A 17,527-nucleotide genomic window follows, 5' to 3' on the forward strand; every position below is an offset into this window, starting at 1 on the left:
TCTCCTAAGGTGTTACTATATTGAACCAGAAGTTGAAGTTATCCAGCATACCGACAAAGTCTTTCAACACGTTAAGATCACCATCGATCTTGATTGTTCCATCTGCAATCGCCTTCTCTAAGGTAATGTTACCAAGCTGGACATCATCTAACGCCTCTTTAGTCAACTCCAGTGTTGCATCAGGCTTTTCTGCGAGCTTTTTCGTGTGGTTAAGCACTGAGTTTTCAACATACAAAGAGTATTTTTCATCAAGGTCAGTGAAGTTGAGGTTCATCACAAATGATTTACCAGCAGCTTTATCCGGTAAGATCCGCACGGCAAGGTAATCGAACAACATTTCTGGTGGCATGTTTTTAATAACGTCAGGCGAAGCAACATTAGTACCACCCGCGCTAGGTGTTCCGTTTCTCAACTCGTAAGCACCTTGCAAGTACACTGAGCGCCAAGGGCCTGATTCAGCCTGATAGCCCATTTGCTCATAAGCATCAGCTAACAACTCTTTGCCGTTCACACTATCTGGGTTAGCAAAGACAACATGTTTCATCACTTCAGCTACCCAGCGGTAATTACCTATATCAAAATCGGCTTGCGCTTTCTTAATCGCCTCAGCTTCACCGCCAATATACTCGACATATTTAACCGCTGCGTCGACAGGTGGCAGGTTGTTCAGATCAGACGGGTTGCCGTCGTACCAGCCCATGTAACGCTGATACACTGCGCGGCTGTTATGACGTAACGTTCCGTAGTAGCCTCTTGAGCTCCAGCTCTTGCCAATCTCATCCGGAAACTCAATCATCTCTGAAATTTCCGAACCGATGTAACCCTGGTTCATCAAGCGGACAGTCTGGTCGTGAGTGTATTTGTACATGTCACGTTGTTTTTTAAAGTATTTGACGATGTCCTCTTGTCCCCACATCGGCCAGTGGTGACTTTGGAACTTCACTTCAACGTCATCGCCCCACATATCAATGGTTTCTTGTAAGTAGCTTGACCACTTCAATGCATCTCGAACCTGGGCACCACGAAGGGTTAAAATGTTGTGCATTGTGTTAGTGGTATTTTCTGCCATCCACAGAGCTTTTTTATCTGGGAACCAGATGTTCATTTCAGTTGGTGCTTCTGTCCCCGGCGTGTATTGGAAAACCATTTTCACGCCATCAATCGTACGTTCTTCGCCAGTTTTCTCGATGATATCTGTTGGCTTAATCATTGTGGCTACACCGGTTGAGGTTGTTTGTCCCAAACCTCCGTTTACACCGCCTTTTTCGTTCCTTGGCAGTAGAGCGCCATACATGTAAACCGCTCGTCGTCCCATCGCGTTACCCGCAATCACGTTTTCGGAGACTGCATGCTCGGTGAAACCATGGGAGGCTACGATAGGAACCTTGCCTGCAATAACGTCTTTTTCGTCAACAATTCCCCGAACTCCACCAAAATGGTCAATGTGGCTGTGGCTGTAGAAAACGCCGGTTACCGGTCTTTCACCGAGTTGCTGATTAATAAAATCAAGTGCAGCTTTCGCCGTTTCTTTAGAGATAAGCGGGTCAAAAACAATCCAGCCAGTGTCGCCTTTGATAAAGGTGATATTGGAGAGATCATATCCGCGTACTTGGTATATACCGTCGGTCACTTCAAACAGGCCATTAATCATGTTTAATTGGGCGTTACGCCATAAGCTTGGATTGACTGAATCAGGTGCGGGCTTGTCTGAGCTGATGTATTTTTTATATGCTTCTAGATCCCAGACAACATCACCGTTGTCATTTTTGATGGTTACGACATCTTGTTTAGCGATAAATCCTTTTTGGGCATCATCAAAGTCCTTTTTGTCACTAAACGGCAAATCTTCTTTTACTTGGTTGTTTACATCTATTGTGGCTTGCGTTGCGTTTTTTGGATCGGATGCGTTAGCACTAAGCACAACTAGCATAGTCAACCCCAACGTCCCTAGCTGTTTCATGTAATTACTCCTTATAAGCAATTTGCTTAATAAGCATAGTGTAAGGCTAGTGTTGTGCAATGTTAGAAGTGGTAAAAATATTGATTTAAAGAATAGGACTAATAATCTTTATCCTTTTATTTTTATTGTTGAGCTACGGACATTTGCCGACTTACGTCAGTTACCTGAAAGATGTATACAGTAAAGATGTCGGGAAACGATGCTTATCCGAATCGTGTTTGTAATCGTTATCACAGATTTACGTGGTGGAAAACAGAGTCAACTCAAATTAGGTTATGGTGGCATCCTACATCTTGATGTCGTTATATATTATGCTGTTTATAGTTGACTTGGATGCCAAGAATATCCTCTCGTAGTAAGACATAATTGACGATGTTGAGTCCCTGAACTGTCATCAATATGGATTAAGAGAGATATCATGAACATTAATGATCATGCTCCAATTGCCCCTTATCAGGCAAATGAAATGCGTTACGACTCAATGCCATATAGACGTTGTGGAAACAGTGGTTTGCTTCTGCCAGCGCTGTCTTTAGGCCTATGGCACAACTTTGGCGAATATGACTCGTATGCGAATGCGCGTTTGACCCTTCGTAAGGCATTTGATCTTGGTATTACTCATTTTGACCTGGCGAATAACTACGGACCGCCGTATGGTTCTGCTGAAGAAACACTGGGCCGAGTTCTAAATCAGGACTTACAGCGTTATCGTGATGAACTGATTATCTCTACTAAGGCTGGATATGATATGTGGCCAGGGCCTTATGGTGTAGGGGGATCTCGTAAGTATCTGGTATCGAGTCTGGATAAGTCACTAAAACGGATGAACCTAGATTATGTAGATATCTTTTACCATCATACTCCTGATCCAGATACCCCATTGAAAGAAACAATATCTACTCTGGACATGTTGGTTCGTCAGGGTAAAGCGCTGTATGTCGGCCTGTCGAATTACTCACCAGATCAAACTCAACAAGCACTGAAATTGTTTGAACAGTTAGGTACGCCATGCCTTATCCACCAAGCAAGATACTCAATGTTCGATCGTCATGTAGAAGAAGGCTTGCTTGATACACTCGATCAGGCGGGAGTAGGTATGATTGCATTTTCGCCCTTGGCACAAGGACTATTGTCGGAGAAGTACTTGAACGGTATTCCCAAGGGATCACGCGCGGATAATCAACGCTCTTATCTGGAACCTCATTTGGTAGAGCAATATCAACCTAAGATTGAAGCGCTGTCGAATATTGCGACAGAGAGAGGACAGTCTCTTTCACAAATGGCGCTCGCTTGGTTACTAAATGATCGCCGTGTTTCTTCAGTATTGATTGGTGCCAGTTCTCCTGAGCAATTATGTGAAAATGTGGCCGCTGTGAAGAGTTTAGAGTTTTCGGAATCAGAGAAAGAACGGATTCAAAGTATTCTTCTTTGAAATGAAAATATAGATAGTTATTAAAATAGAGAAATGGTTAATTCGAACTATAACTATGTTGCTTCTTTTTAATTATGCCCCTCTAGTCATAGAGGGGCATGGGTTAAATGCAGCTTTTAATTATTCAAGGAAAGCATCAAGAGCTTGAGTAGGTTGGCGTGTATTAGGATCCCATGCGCCTAAAGTGTAGCCTTGCCAACTGTATGCCTGAGGCTCCCAGTATAATATCCCAATGCCTTTGCTTTGATTGACACTACGTACTTTTTTGATCATATCCGCGATAATAGTCTTTGCCTGGGGTTCATCCCAAGGGACGCCAATTTCAGTGATCATCACTTCGGTGCCGTAGCGCTCGACCATATCGTTAAGGTTTGAGAGACATTGAGTGTTTGCTTCTTGCCAAGTGAGGCCTGTAGCGTTCTTAGGATAAGAAGAAGCGCCAATCACATCCCACCAAGCGCTGTTGGATTGTAAGCCATCAAAAATCCAACGGAAATTTGCATTGTCGTGGCAGTTTGCTAAATGGACAATAACTTTAGCATCAGGGAAAACTTCTTTAGCAGCGTTGCGTCCACTATTAACTAGCCATGCGTAATTGCGCATGTTGCTTGAAGCCATTCCATCATTCCACAACATCCCGTTGTTGGTTTCATTACCAATTTGAATCCATTTTGGCGTGATACCTGCGGCTTTTAAGGTGTTGAGTGAATCTCTAGTGTAAGACCATACTTGTCCCATTAAATCTTCGAAGCTTAGTTGCTGCCACGCTGCAGGTTTCCATTGGTTGCCTGGATCGGCCCAAGTGTCGCTATAATGGAAATCAATCATCACATCCATATTCGCGTCTTTAGCCCACTGAGCTTTGACGATTACATCATCTAATGAGCTGTAATAACCATCACTTGGGTTAACCCAAACACGAAGGCGCACTGCGTTCATACCATGGTCGCGTAATATTGAGAGGACATCTTGTCGATAGCCCCAATCGTTATAGAATTCGTAGCCACTGTCTTCCATCTGAGTTATCCAACTAATATCAGCGCCTTTAATAAATGCGTGAGAATAGCTCGATACTACTAATGAGCTGAAGATAGCTAGTGTTTTTAGGGTATTATTCATTGTTTCACCATTTTTATATATTCACGTTATCGTAATTTTAATAACGTAAACAATATAGCAACGGAGTTTTGTATTGATGTGATATATAAAATGATTGGTGAATGTTTTATAAGGTATTTTTCGTGGTTGTGATTGTGGGTAAATTACTTCAGTAAATTTACTTAGATAATTGTGATTATGATCTTTCTACAATTTTACTGATTTAATTTCATTCTTCCAACGAATTGTAGAAAGATCGATGTTAGTTAAGATTAAAACTGTCTCGCCATACAAACTCATGACCAAACAAAACTGTTTTCTTATATTTTCTACCTTCCATTTTCTCAATGAACATATCGATTGCTACTTCTCCCATTTCAAACGGAAACAGGCGCATTGTTGTAAGGCTCGGACTCATATGTCGTGCCGACGATATATCATTGGTTCCGATGACTTGTATATCGGTTGGAATGCTTAATCCTGCCTCATAAATGGCCCGGTAAACACCGACTGCTACCATATCGGTCGCAGCGTAGACTACATCAGGAAGTTCATCGAGTTGCAGCATTTCCTTCATGGCTTGATATCCAGATTCGATGCAATACTCTTTACTCACTTTACATAGTGCTTCGTGGTATAAGCCATTTTCTTTGGTTACTTTGCGAAAAGCATGCAAGCGTTCTTCGTTATTGCCAATAAAAGCGGGGCGTTTACAGTTACTTTTCAATACATTTTCCATAACGTCTTGTGATAACGCCAATCGGTCAATTAAGACTGCATCTGTTTTACTACCCAAGGGGTTGGAATCGACAAAAATAATATTTTGGTTAGCCTGATACAAGGTATCTACGACTTGCTTAGAAAAATGTCCGACAGCAATGACAGCAGGAGCATTTGCTATTAAATTTAGATTTGTATCGATTTGATCTAAATGAAGTGTTCTCAATACAACGCCTTTATCTAGGCAACGATTTTGAATACCCGCACGAATAGAGGTGAAATAAGGGTCGTCGATTTCTTGAGTGGGAGTCAAAAAGTTCACCATGACAACATCACGCAGTTCAATTGGTTCATCAGTTCTTACTACTTGTTGATGAACAAATTGCTTTTTGCTACGTTTCGGTGACTGATAACCCAAGCTCTCTACGGCTTCCAAAATGGCGCGTTTCTTGTCTTCACTAACAGACAAAGTAGGGTCTTCGTTAAGAAATCGCGAAATAGTAGATGTTGAAATATTCGCTTTTTTTGCAATATCTTTGAGTGTAGCCAAAAGATTACCTTCTTTTATCTTTATCAGACTGTTTAATTATGCCAAAGAGCGAGTTTACTGCTCTTTGGCATATAGTTTTATCGATGCAAGTACTAATGCGTTAATTCTACAGAATCAAAATTTACGGTGTTTCCATCAGGTTCAAAAATATGTAGATGGGAAGGTGACGTAAATAACGAAATTGATTCTCCTGGTTGTACTTGCGTATCTCCGTGGTGAAGGTACTTAAAGTCATCAACGCCGCCACACTGGCCAAAGATATACGTCATGCCTCCCAGTCTCTCAACTACTTCACATTGAAACTCGAGTGGGATCATATCTGGAGTCGTTGTGAGGTGTTCAGGCCTGATGCCTATCGTCAGTGTTTTGCCTGGTTCAATTTGTGCCGTTTTAATCGGTAGGGTAACTGAGCTGCCCACATCCAGACTCACAGTTAAGCTGCTTTCGTCCCATGCTTCTACGGTACAAGACAGGAAGTTCATTTTCGGTGAGCCAATGAACCCCGCAACGAATTTGTTAATAGGGTTATGGTACAGATCCATTGGTGAACCAACTTGTTCAACTTTGCCATCACGAAGTACGACGATTTTATCGGCCAGAGTCATTGCTTCGACCTGATCGTGCGTTACGTAGATCATTGTTGACTTAAGTTCTTGATGCAGCTTAGCAATATGCAGACGCATATCGACACGTAACTCTGCGTCAAGGTTTGAGAGAGGCTCATCGAAAAGAAACACTTTCGGGTCTCGAACGATGGCACGGCCGATGGCAACACGCTGACGCTGACCACCTGAAAGTTGGGCGGGTTTACGATCCAGAAGATGCTCTAGTTGAAGTGCTTTCCCGACCAACTGCACTTTTTTGTCGCGCTCATCTTTTGGCACTTTGTTTACTTTTAGTGAGTAACCCATGTTTTCTGCAACAGTCATATGCGGGTAGAGAGCGTAAGACTGGAACACCATTGCAACTCCACGCTCTGAAGGTGGTGTGTCGTTAACGACATTTCCGGAGATAGAGATAGAACCATCGCTGATATCTTCCAGACCGGCAATCATACGTAAGAGAGTTGATTTACCACAGCCAGACGGACCAACAAATACGACAAATTCCCCTTCTTCAATCGATAAGTTTACGTTGTGAATGGTCTGAGTATCGTCAAAGCGTTTTACGACATTGGATAATTGAATCGAAGACATTTCAAATTCCTCTTAAATGAAAAATAAATAAAGTGTGTGATCTAATTCGTCTTTTATTTAGTAAATTTTATTTTCACTTGTTTGTTTTATCACAGTAACTGTTAGTTAAAGTGATTGATATCACATCAATGAATCACCTGTATGGAAAAAATAACACAAAGGAGCATATTTGCACCATAAATTTTATTTTTTACCAAAAACGAAAGGCGTGAAATTTTATGGATAATAATAAATTTAGTAAAAAACTATCTGCTCTCGCAGTTACTGCTCTATTTTGTTCGCCAATGGCATTGGCACAACAGTCGCTATTAGTCTGGGAAGACATTCAAAAGTCTTTTGGTAATGAAGAAGCAGTGGCTGCGTTTGAAAAAGAACACAATGTAAAAGTGAATGTTCTTGAAATGCCATACGGTGGCCAGGTTGAATCTTTACGTATGGATGGCCCGGCAGGTACTGGCCCAGACGTTATCCTTATTCCCCATGATCAAATTGGTGGCGCGGTAATACAAGGTTTACTTGCTCCGCTAAAAATTGATAAAGCGGTTACTGATACGTTTAGTCAGTCTTCAATTGACGCATTAACCTACAATGGTGTGCTCTACGGTCTGCCAAAATCTGTTGAAACTGTATTTATGGTTTACAACAAAGACCTTATTCCTGAATTACCTGAAACGTTAGATGAAATATTCGAACTTTCTAAGAAATTCCGCGAGGAAGGTAAATACGGCTTACTGGCAAAATGGGACGAGCTTTATTACACCTACGGTATTTTAAATGGTATGGGTGGTGATGTTTTTGCTAAAAAAGCGGACGGCTCATACGATCCAGAAAAAGTATTACTGAATACTCCGGGAGCGGTAGAAGGCGCAAAATATATCCAGAAGTTCTACGAATCTAAAGTATTCCCAACCGGTATTGTTGGTAACAATGGTTTGAATGCTATCGACTCTTTATTTACTTCAAATAAAGCGGCGATTGTTCAGACAGGTCCGTGGGCACTTCAGCCATATAAAGAAGCGGGCGTTAATTATGGTGTAGCACCTCTACCTAAACTGCCATCTGGTGAGCAAATGGGCTCTTTCATGGGTGTTAAGAGCTACAGCGTTTCGACCTTCTCGAAAAATAAACCACTGGCGCAAGAATTTATTACGTTCGTCAATAATTATGACAACGCTAAGCGTCGTTTTGAGTTGACTGGTGAAGTTCCGGCTGTGACAAAACTGGTTGATGATCCTGCCATCAAAAACGATCCGGGCGCACGTGCGGTTGCAATGCAATCTATTCACGCAACGTCTATGCCTTCAATTCCTGAAATGAATGAAGTGTGGGGTCCAGCGAACAGCGCGCTTCAGCTAATCGCGACCAACAAACAAGATGCGAAAAGTGCACTGGACTCTGCGGTAGACAGCATCAATATGCAAATCGAAGCTAACCACGCAATGATGGGTCAATAATTCTAAGATATTGTTCCGGCTGAAATTGTCAGCCCAATCTGCCAGTTGTAGCTTGGGCTGACAGACGCCGGAAGTTTTCCGAAATGGAGTTGTAAGTGATGTCTGATATGAGTGAACATTTAGAGCATAACTCGGGGTTATATCGATCCCACCGGTTTACTGCCTCCTTACTCGCGTTGATTCCTGGTTTTGGCCAGTTCTATAACCGACAGTTTGTAAAAGGCGCGATGTTCTTCATTTTGCTAACCAGCTTTTATGCAGTAACCCGTGATTTTATTTCCCACGGTATGTGGGGGTTGGTAACACTAGGTGAAAACCTACCTGAAGATAACTCGGTCTTCCTGTTGGCAGAAGGTATTATCGCCTCTTTAGTTGTTGTATTCGGCTTAGTGGTTTACGCACTTAGCATTAGTGATGCTTATAAAAACGGCCAACTTCTTGATGAAGGTCGTCCGCTGAACTCACTGCGCGTTCAGTACCGCAATGTTATCAATGCTGGCTTTCCATATTTGATGATAAGCCCGGGGTTCATCCTCTTAGTCTTTGTGGTTGTGTTTCCAATTATCTTCGGTTTTGCCATAGGTTTTACCAACTACAACCTATATAACTCGCCACCGGCGAAACTGGTGGATTGGGTTGGATTGAAGAATTTCTTTAATATTTTCCAAATTAACTTGTGGCGTAACACCTTTATCGACGTATTGCAGTGGACTGTCGTCTGGACGCTAGTCGCATCAACATTGCAATGTACAGTAGGGGTTCTGTTAGCGATTCTTGTTAACCAGAAAGACCTTAAATTTAAGCCACTTATTCGTACTATTTTTATTCTTCCTTGGGCGGTGCCGGGTTTTGTCACCATCCTTATTTTTACCGGGATGTTTAACGACAGCTTTGGTGTGATTAACAATGTAATTCTCGACTTCTTTGGTATCGAACCAAAAGCTTGGTTGACCGATCCGTTCTGGACGAAAGTTGCGTTAATCATGATCCAAACCTGGCTCGGTTTCCCATTTGTATTCGCTATGACGACAGGGGTTCTACAAGCGATTCCAAATGATCTTTATGAAGCAGCGACGATGGATGGTGCGAGTAAATTCCAGCAGTTAAGAACCATCACATTACCGTTAGTGCTGTATTCAATCGCGCCGATTCTGATTACTCAGTACACGTTTAACTTCAATAACTTCAATATTATTTATCTCTTTAACAATGGTGGCCCTGCGGTCATTGGCAGTAACGCTGGTGGTACCGACATTCTGGTGTCATGGATTTACAAACTGACGATGTCTTCATCGCAATACGGTATTGCATCTGCAATTACCTTATTACTGTCGATTTTTGTGGTGGGTATTGCCCTGTGGCAATTCCGTATGACCAAGTCATTCAAAGAAGAAGCGAGATAACAATATGAGTATTAAACGAAGTAATCGCATCCGATTGACGTTGAGTTACGGCTTGATCCTGCTGGTTTCAGTGATCATTATCTACCCGCTAGTGTGGACAGTTGGCGCGTCATTTTATCCAGGCAACAGCATCATGGGGGAGTCCATTTTCCCGGATAACCCGACATTAAGTCACTACGCAACTTTGTTTGCGAACGACAAAGTGGCTTACCTGACCTGGTTCTGGAACAGTCTGAAAATCAGCTTTCTGACCATGGTACTCACGCTTATTAGCGTGTCATGTACGTCATATGCGTTCTCACGATTTCGCTTTAAGGGCAGAAAAAATGGCTTAATGCTGTTCCTTCTGCTGCAGATGATCCCTCAGTTTTCAGCATTGATCGCTATCTTCGTACTGGCTCAGATGTTGGGACTGATTAATAGCCACCTAGCATTGGTACTTGTTTACGTCGGTGGGATGATTCCTATGAACACGTATTTAATGAAAGGCTATTTAGACGCGATACCGAAAGACCTTGATGAATCGGCAAAAATGGATGGCGCAAGTAATATACGTATTTTCTTGGAAATTATATTACCAATTTCAAAACCAATTATTGCAGTAGTGGCATTATTCTCTTTCACCGGGCCACTAGGCGACTTTATTCTCGCGACAACGATATTAAGAACGCCTGAAAATTATACTTTGCCTATCGGTTTATATAATTTGGTCGTAGAGAAAATGGGTGCAAGTTATACCACATATGCAGCAGGTGCTGTGCTTATATCAATACCTGTAGCCCTTCTTTATTTATCACTACAAAAATACTTTGTATCTGGCTTAACGGCAGGTAGTACTAAAGGCTAATAATAGAGAGAAAGATATGAACACAAAATTTAAGGTTGCACTTATTAGTGCGGCAGTGGCTTTGGCTGGCTGTCAATCTGTAAACTCTTCAAATAGTAATAGCGCTGATATTAATACTGGCTCGGATAATGTTGTTATAACTGCTCCACAATTAAGATCAGACTTTATCCGTGGAATGGATATTTCAATGCTACCTGAAATAGAAAAGCTAGGTGGTAAATATTATGAAGATGGTGCTGAAAAAGACCTGGTTAAAATATTAAAAGATAATGGTGTGAATTCTATTCGCGCACGTTTGTGGGTAGACCCGACGTCAGCCACTGGAGATGTATTCGGCGGTGGTAACAATACCTTAGAGCGCTCAATTGAGTTGGTAAACGTGCACAAGAAAGCGGCATGTCTTTCCTGCTTGATATCCATTACAGCGATTTTTGGGCTGACCCTAAAAAGCAACAAAAGCCAAAAGAGTGGGACGAACTGACGTTCGAGAACTTAACTCAGAAAGTTTATGACTACACAGCAGATGTTATGAAGGCGCATCAAGCTGCGGGTGTCGTGCCGGACATGGTTCAGGTTGGTAATGAATTGAATGGCGGAATGCTTTGGCCTGATGGCAAAAGCTGGGGTCAGGATGGTAAGGAGTTCGATCGTTTATCTCTTCTGTTAAATGCGGGTATTCAAGCGGTCCACGACAATGATAGCGATAAAGATATTCAGATCATGTTGCACCTGGCTGAAGCCGGCGACAACGGTCTGTTCCGCTGGTGGTTTGACGAGATAACTAAGCGCGGTGTCGATTTCGATGTGATTGGTATGTCTTACTACCCATGGTGGCACGGTCCGATGGATAAAGTAAAAGCCAACATGAATGACGTTATCAGCCGCTACAACAAGCCTATCGTACTGGTGGAAACCTCTTTCCCGTTTACTAGTGAAAACGGAGATGCACTTGGTAACAGCTATTCAGAAGCTGGTCCTATCGAAGGTTACAGTGTTTCAGTCGACGGTCAGGCGCAATATCTGGCTGACATCATGACTCTGATGAATGATCTGCCTAATGAACAAGGTTTGGGTATCTACTACTGGGAGCCTGCCTGGTTACCAATTGATGGTGCAACCTGGTCCACAGAAGCGGGTATGGAATACAGTGGCGATAAATGGGACATGGGTAACTCATGGGACAACCAGGCATTGTTTGATTTTGAAGGTAACGCTTTACCATCACTGAAAGTATTTAAAGGCCAATAATGAATAATAAAAAATACATCCTACCCAAGAAAAAAGGCCTGCTTCACGGAGCAGATTACAACCCGGAGCAATGGTTAGACAGACCGGATATTTTAGAAAAAGACATCGAGTTGATGAAGCAGACACAATGTAACGTAATGTCTGTCGGTATTTTCAGCTGGTCTGCTCTTGAACCTGCTGAAGGCGAGTTCCAGTTCGAGTGGCTTGATAGCGTACTTGATAACTTGGCAACCAATGGCATCTCTGTATTCTTGGCAACGCCAAGTGGTGCGCGTCCTGCCTGGTTGTCAGAAAAGTACCCAGATGTCCTTCGGGTTAACAGTGCGCGTGTTAAGCAACTACACGGAGAGCGTCACAACCACTGTTACAGCTCGCCAAATTACCGCGAAAAAGTAACGATCATGAACGCTAAACTGGCTGAACGTTACAGTCAGCACCCGGCAGTGATTGGCTGGCACGTCTCTAACGAATATGGCGGTGATTGTCACTGTCATTACTGTCAGGATGAGTTCCGCTCTTGGCTAAAAGACAAGTACGGTTCTCTGGAGAATCTGAACAAACTGTGGTGGAGCGCTTTCTGGAGTCACACCTATACCAGTTGGGAGCAAATTGAGTCGCCATCTCCGATCGGAGAAAACTCCGTTCACGGTCTTAAGCTGGACTGGAAACGTTTCTGTACTGACCGTGTTGCGAATTTCTGTGAGCATGAGATTGCACCGCTTAAAGCGATTAATCCAGAGTTGCCGACAACAGCAAACTTTATGGAGTACTTCTACGACTACAACTATTGGGAGCTCGCGAAGTCGATTGATTTTGTCTCCTGGGACAGCTACCCGCTTTGGCATCGTGATGGTGATGAAGTCGCGCTCGCTTGTTATACGGGTATGTACCATGACCTGATGCGTACGCTGAAAAATCAGCCGTTTTTGCTGATGGAATCCACACCAAGCCAGACTAACTGGCAGCCAATTACTAAGCTGAAAAAAGATGGCGTTCATCTGCTTTCTTCACTTCAAGCAGTGGCTCATGGTTCTGATTCTGTTCAGTACTTCCAGTGGCGTAAAAGTCGCGGTTCGGTTGAGAAGTTTCATGGCGCGGTGATTGATCATGTTGGTCATGCAGATACCCGTACAGGCCGAGAAGTGGCTGCAGTAGGTGAGTACCTAAAACAGATCGATGATGTTGCTGGAACAGGCACGCAGTCTGAAGTCGCGATCATCTTTGACTGGGAAAACCGCTGGGCACTGGATGATGCATCTGGCCCGCGCAACGAAGGCATGCACTATGAACAAACCGTGTGTGATCATTATCGCGGCTTCTGGCAGCAGGGCATCAGCTGCGACATCATAGAACAGCTGTGTGACTTTACGCCTTACAAAGTCATTGTCGCGCCTATGTTGTACCTTATAAAACCTGGCGTTGCAGAGCGTTTGGAAGCGTTTGTTGAGCAGGGCGGAACGTTGGTGGCAACCTACTGGAGTGGCATCGTTGATCAGAATGATCTCTGCTTCCTGGGTGGTTTCCCTGGTGGAGAGGGCAGCCCATTACGCCGCACTCTGGGCATTTGGGCAGAAGAGATTGATTCACTCTACGATCATGAACGCGTGACTTTTGAAATGGAAACGCATTCCGGTTTTGGTTTTAGTGGTGAATTTAAGGCCAAGCACCTTATGGAGCATATTCACTTAGAAACAGCAGAAGCATTGGCTTATTACCGTGAGGATCTATTTGATGGTTGTCCTGCCATCACGAAGAACCAACATGGCAAAGGCTGTGCTTATTACATAGCGGCGCGCACGGAGACTGAGTTTAACGAGTTATTCTACATATCTCTTGTTAATTTACATGGCATTAGTAAACCAATCGAGAATATACCTTACGGGGTGTCAGTAACAACTCGTGAAGATGAACAGTCACGTTACTTATTCATTATGAACTTTATGAATGAAGCACGTGAGGTGAAATGCCCGCAAGGTCACTGGGTAAATGAAAAATCGGGAGATCAAGTTCAAGAGAATATTATCGCGAAACCTTATCAAGTTCTCGTGATAAAAACTAACAAATAGTAATCAATTATCCCGCCTAATTAATTAATCGGGAATATAACAACAATATTTAAAAAATGAGACGAAATTCGTCTTACGGGTAAGTATTGCCTGAATAAACACTTAGGCAATATTTTCCCGACCAATAACTCAAAAGTAATACAAAAGGAAATTAAAATGAAAAAAGCAACATTGGCAGTCGCTATTTTAGGTTCTTTATTCGCCACTCAAGTTTCAGCAGTTGATTTTCATGGTTATGTGCGTGCTGGTCTGGGCGCTAGTGCTGATGGCGGTGGTACTAAAGGTGGGGATGAATTTAACAAAACCACTCTGGGTCGCTTAGGCAACGAATTCGACACTTATTCAGAAATTGGCCTTGGTCAAGAGATGTTTAATTCTGATGGTCGCTCTATGTATTTCGAAAGTATGTTTGAAATGTCATCTGCTGGTAACCTTGAGAATGAAAAGAGCACAGATGACAGCGCTAATTTCGCGATCAAGCAGTTGAACGTTCAAGCCAAAGGTTATATTCCTGCTTCACCTGATGCGGTTGTCTGGGCGGGTAAACGCTTCTACCAACGTCATGACATTCATATTATCGATACTAAATACTGGAACGTCTCTGGTTACGGTGTCGGTATCGAAAACATCAAGCTAAACACTGGCGCTATTTCGGCAGCAGTAATCCGAGCTGATAACGAGTTGGCAGAGTGGGACGACACTGGTGCTAAAACAAGTTACGGCGATCTGAATACTTACTTCTTAGATTTACGTTACGCAGGTTTGAGCCCATGGGAAGGCACTTGGACTGAGTTCGGTGTCGATTATGCAATGGTGAATCCAACGGATAGTCAGGAAGATGCAGCAGAAAACTTTGACAATGGATTGATGTTAACGGCAGAACTTAGTCAGAGCTTCTCACTGGGTTACAATAAGTTCGTATTTCAGTACATGGACAAGGGTCTAGCACAGAACGCAATCTCACAAGGTGGCGGCTGGTATGACATCTGGAGTGGCGATGTCAGCGATGCTAAAGGTTTCCGCTTTATCAGTACCGGTGATTTAAACTTCGGTGAGAATGTAGTGGTTAACCACGTGTTAACTTACGGCAGCGTACAAGACCATGGTGACTGGCTGGATAAAGAAGAGTTGTTCTCGTTTGTGGCTCGCCCAACGTACAACTGGTCGCCTTACAACAAAACAATCCTTGAAGTCGGCTACTTTAACCAAGAAAAAACTTGGGATTCAGGCGCAGAAGATAAGGCAAGCGGTACTAAATTCACTATCGCACATGCTATCTCAACAGGTGAGTCTTTCTTCGCCCGTCCTGAAATCCGATTCTTCGCGACTTACCTGACAGATGGTGAAGGCAACTCTTTTGATAACAACAAGAGTGATGACACCATCAACTACGGTGTACAAATCGAAGCTTGGTGGTAATTTCCTGAAATTGTGAGTTGATTCTCTAGACAGGCCAGTGTAACTCCATTCTGGCCTGTCACATGGGAATGGAATCCTTTGTCATTTGCTCTTGAAGTGGGTCATATTCAGCCGGAGGGGGCGGAAAATATGTCTGTTATTTCCATTTCAAGAGCCTTTTTATATGGACTGATGCATGAAATCTCTGTCGTTAAAGAATAAGATTATCACCCTGTTCGGGATATCATTAATCATTACTATCGTGACTGCTTACTTTAGCGTTAAGTATGTTATTGGTGATTATATTAATAACTCTTACGACAGTCGTATGGCTAGCAACGTAAGTCTGATTAGCAGTGAAATTAAACAGTCACTTGAGCGCGATATATCGGTGATAGAGAGCCTTGATTTTGGCGTAATTGGTATTCGCGACACGAAGCAAAAGCTTGGTTACGAACAAGTGGTAAAGCTTATTAATAAGACGGCATTGAGCGATAAAGGAAGCCTGGATAAAGAGCAGGCTCAGTACTATATAGATTTGGCTCGTGACCACCAAGAAGGAATTAAAGTTACGCAGGTTTTTTCTGAAAGTGGTCAGGCAAAAGTGATTGTCTCTAAAAAGAAAAATGGCGTAGTGGACTTTTTTACTATCGATCTGGGCTTAATTGGAGAACTGATACAGCGCTATAGTGTGCCAGGTGTTTACTTTGAACTACTGGATCAACAGGACAACTCCATTTACTCAACGGGCAAACTCAATCTAGAGTTAAAGCAGACTGATGTTGTTACAGTCGCTGACTCAAACTGGTATCTACGCTCGTATATCGACACTGGCTATATCAAAAACATCATTGATAACATAAACCAAGATATTACCAAGTACATGTCACTGTGTGCTTTTATCATGCTAGCTTTTAGTTTGATTATTCTGAATGTGCAATTAGATCCGCTAACTAAGTTAAAGACGCTGGTGGAAAGTTTGGCCGGCAGTGATGCGGACTTAACTCAACGAATTAATCTTAGTCGCCAAGATGAAATTGGTGATATTTCTAAGTCGGTAAATAGCTTTATAGACAATTTACAGGCTTTATTTCAAAACATCTCTCGCTCAAACCAAGCGTTGAATGACGCCAGAGAAGAGCTCGATGTGCAGATTGGACGAAATATCTCTACCGTGGCCAGCTACAATACACAAAATGAAAGTTTGTCTGACGCTATAAATGACATGCGCCAATCATCTCTGGATATCCAGCAACAAACTCATCAGGCCATGGTTCTCGCCGAGCAAGTCAATCTTCAGGTTTCTGAAGCGGCTGAAAAAGGCGGTATTGCAGAAAACACGGTGCTCACCTTAGGAGAGAATACCGCGCAAATATCTTCGTCAATTGGCGTGATGGATACTGTCTCGCAGGGAATCAGCAGCATTCTTAGTTCTATTCAGAAAATCGCCGATCAAACGGATTTGTTGGCGCTAAATGCTTCCATAGAGGCGGCACGAGCCGGAGAGTCAGGTAGGGGATTTGCTGTTGTAGCTGAAGAAGTTCGAGTACTCGCGTCAAAAACTCGAAGCAGTACCATAGAGATTGATCAGTTTCTGGTTCAGTTTTCTAACTCATCAGAACAACTCATCGGGCAAATGTCTCAAGTACTGGAGAGTAGCGAGTTAAGCCGAAACAGTACGCTAGAAGTGATTAACCAGATTCAATTAATTGAGAAAGCTGTTGGTGAAATAAATAACATTAACTCAAGTATATCCAAAGCATCTGATATTCAGTGTTCGATGATGAAGAAGTTGAATTCAGAGATTGAGCTATCTAACTCTTTAAGCGATGAAATTACTCATAGCGCTAACGCAATCGTGAGTGTACACGGTGATATAAGCCGCGTATCCACGGCCTTAACGGAAGATGTAGCTATTTTCAAAGTTTAAATATCGGTTTATTTTCATTATAACCATCTGGGGACGTACCGGTTTTAAGCGAATCAGGCTAATAAAATGGCTGCATTTTAGTTAAACCGATTTATTGTCCCCTACCAAATGTGCTCCTATTATCATTTCTAATAATTACGTCTTTTTTTTGAAACTTTAGCCATTAATGTGTAGATGGAGCTAGCCGCTTACTCTATGTATTGACGGGACTTTTTACTTTTTTAA

11 protein-coding genes and 1 pseudogene are annotated in these 17,527 nt (G+C 42.7%); 8 read left to right on the top strand and 4 right to left on the bottom strand.

The features are described from left to right. Positions 1–4: 4 nt before the first annotated feature. Positions 5–1,930 carry an alkyl sulfatase dimerization domain-containing protein gene (locus KHN79_RS16140; RefSeq protein WP_244812780.1) on the bottom strand — a complete coding sequence of 642 codons (1,926 nt, stop codon included), beginning with the start codon at positions 1,928–1,930 and terminating at the stop codon, positions 5–7. A 448-nt stretch (positions 1,931–2,378) separates the two neighbouring features. Between KHN79_RS16140 and KHN79_RS16145 the strand changes: the two genes are divergently transcribed. Continuing rightward, positions 2,379–3,392, top strand: coding sequence for an aldo/keto reductase (locus KHN79_RS16145; protein ID WP_182010660.1), 1,014 nt, complete (start codon positions 2,379–2,381; stop codon positions 3,390–3,392). Between the two features lie 120 nt (positions 3,393–3,512). Here the strand turns inward: KHN79_RS16145 and KHN79_RS16150 are convergent, their stop codons facing one another. From KHN79_RS16150 to ugpC, 3 genes are all read right to left on the bottom strand, one after another. Then, entirely contained in the window at positions 3,513–4,511 is a 999-nt protein-coding gene (locus KHN79_RS16150; protein ID WP_182010659.1) for a glycosyl hydrolase 53 family protein, read from the bottom strand. Positions 4,512–4,752: 241 nt separating this feature from the next. After that, positions 4,753–5,760, bottom strand: a complete 1,008-nt coding sequence (locus tag KHN79_RS16155) for a LacI family DNA-binding transcriptional regulator (RefSeq protein ID WP_182010658.1) — start codon at positions 5,758–5,760, stop codon at positions 4,753–4,755. A 92-nt stretch (positions 5,761–5,852) separates the two neighbouring features. After that, positions 5,853–6,956 (bottom strand): sn-glycerol-3-phosphate ABC transporter ATP-binding protein UgpC, encoded by a 1,104-nt coding sequence (gene ugpC, locus KHN79_RS16160; RefSeq protein WP_182010657.1) that lies wholly within the window; start codon positions 6,954–6,956, stop codon positions 5,853–5,855. 218 nt (positions 6,957–7,174) lie between these two features. On the opposite strand from ugpC, the gene KHN79_RS16165 reads away from it, so the two are divergent. The 7 genes and pseudogenes from KHN79_RS16165 (at position 7,175) to KHN79_RS16195 (ending at position 17,302) form a co-directional block, all read left to right on the top strand. Continuing rightward, entirely contained in the window at positions 7,175–8,410 is a 1,236-nt protein-coding gene (locus KHN79_RS16165) for an extracellular solute-binding protein (protein WP_182010656.1), read from the top strand. 98 nt (positions 8,411–8,508) lie between these two features. After that, positions 8,509–9,813 (top strand): sugar ABC transporter permease, encoded by a 1,305-nt coding sequence (locus KHN79_RS16170; protein ID WP_280519669.1) that lies wholly within the window; start codon positions 8,509–8,511, stop codon positions 9,811–9,813. A 4-nt stretch (positions 9,814–9,817) separates the two neighbouring features. Beyond that, on the top strand, positions 9,818–10,660 hold the full coding sequence (locus KHN79_RS16175) for a sugar ABC transporter permease (protein ID WP_025789580.1): 843 nt from the start codon (positions 9,818–9,820) through the stop codon (positions 10,658–10,660). 187 nt (positions 10,661–10,847) lie between these two features. Next, positions 10,848–11,908, top strand: a pseudogene (locus KHN79_RS16180) (glycosyl hydrolase 53 family protein). Next, positions 11,908–13,974: a beta-galactosidase gene (locus tag KHN79_RS16185; RefSeq protein ID WP_182010654.1), complete on the top strand. Its 2,067-nt coding sequence runs from the start codon at positions 11,908–11,910 to the stop codon at positions 13,972–13,974. The pseudogene KHN79_RS16180 and the gene KHN79_RS16185 overlap by 1 nt, the downstream one beginning before the upstream one ends. A gap of 156 nt (positions 13,975–14,130) precedes the next feature. Beyond that, complete coding sequence (locus KHN79_RS16190; RefSeq protein ID WP_182010653.1) at positions 14,131–15,393, top strand: maltoporin; 1,263 nt, start codon at positions 14,131–14,133, stop codon at positions 15,391–15,393. A gap of 175 nt (positions 15,394–15,568) precedes the next feature. Beyond that, positions 15,569–17,302, top strand: coding sequence for a methyl-accepting chemotaxis protein (locus tag KHN79_RS16195; RefSeq protein WP_182010652.1), 1,734 nt, complete (start codon positions 15,569–15,571; stop codon positions 17,300–17,302). The last annotated feature ends 225 nt before the right edge of the window (positions 17,303–17,527 follow it).

The organism is Vibrio sp. B1FLJ16 (assembly GCF_905175385.1).
Classification (GTDB): domain Bacteria; phylum Pseudomonadota; class Gammaproteobacteria; order Enterobacterales; family Vibrionaceae; genus Vibrio.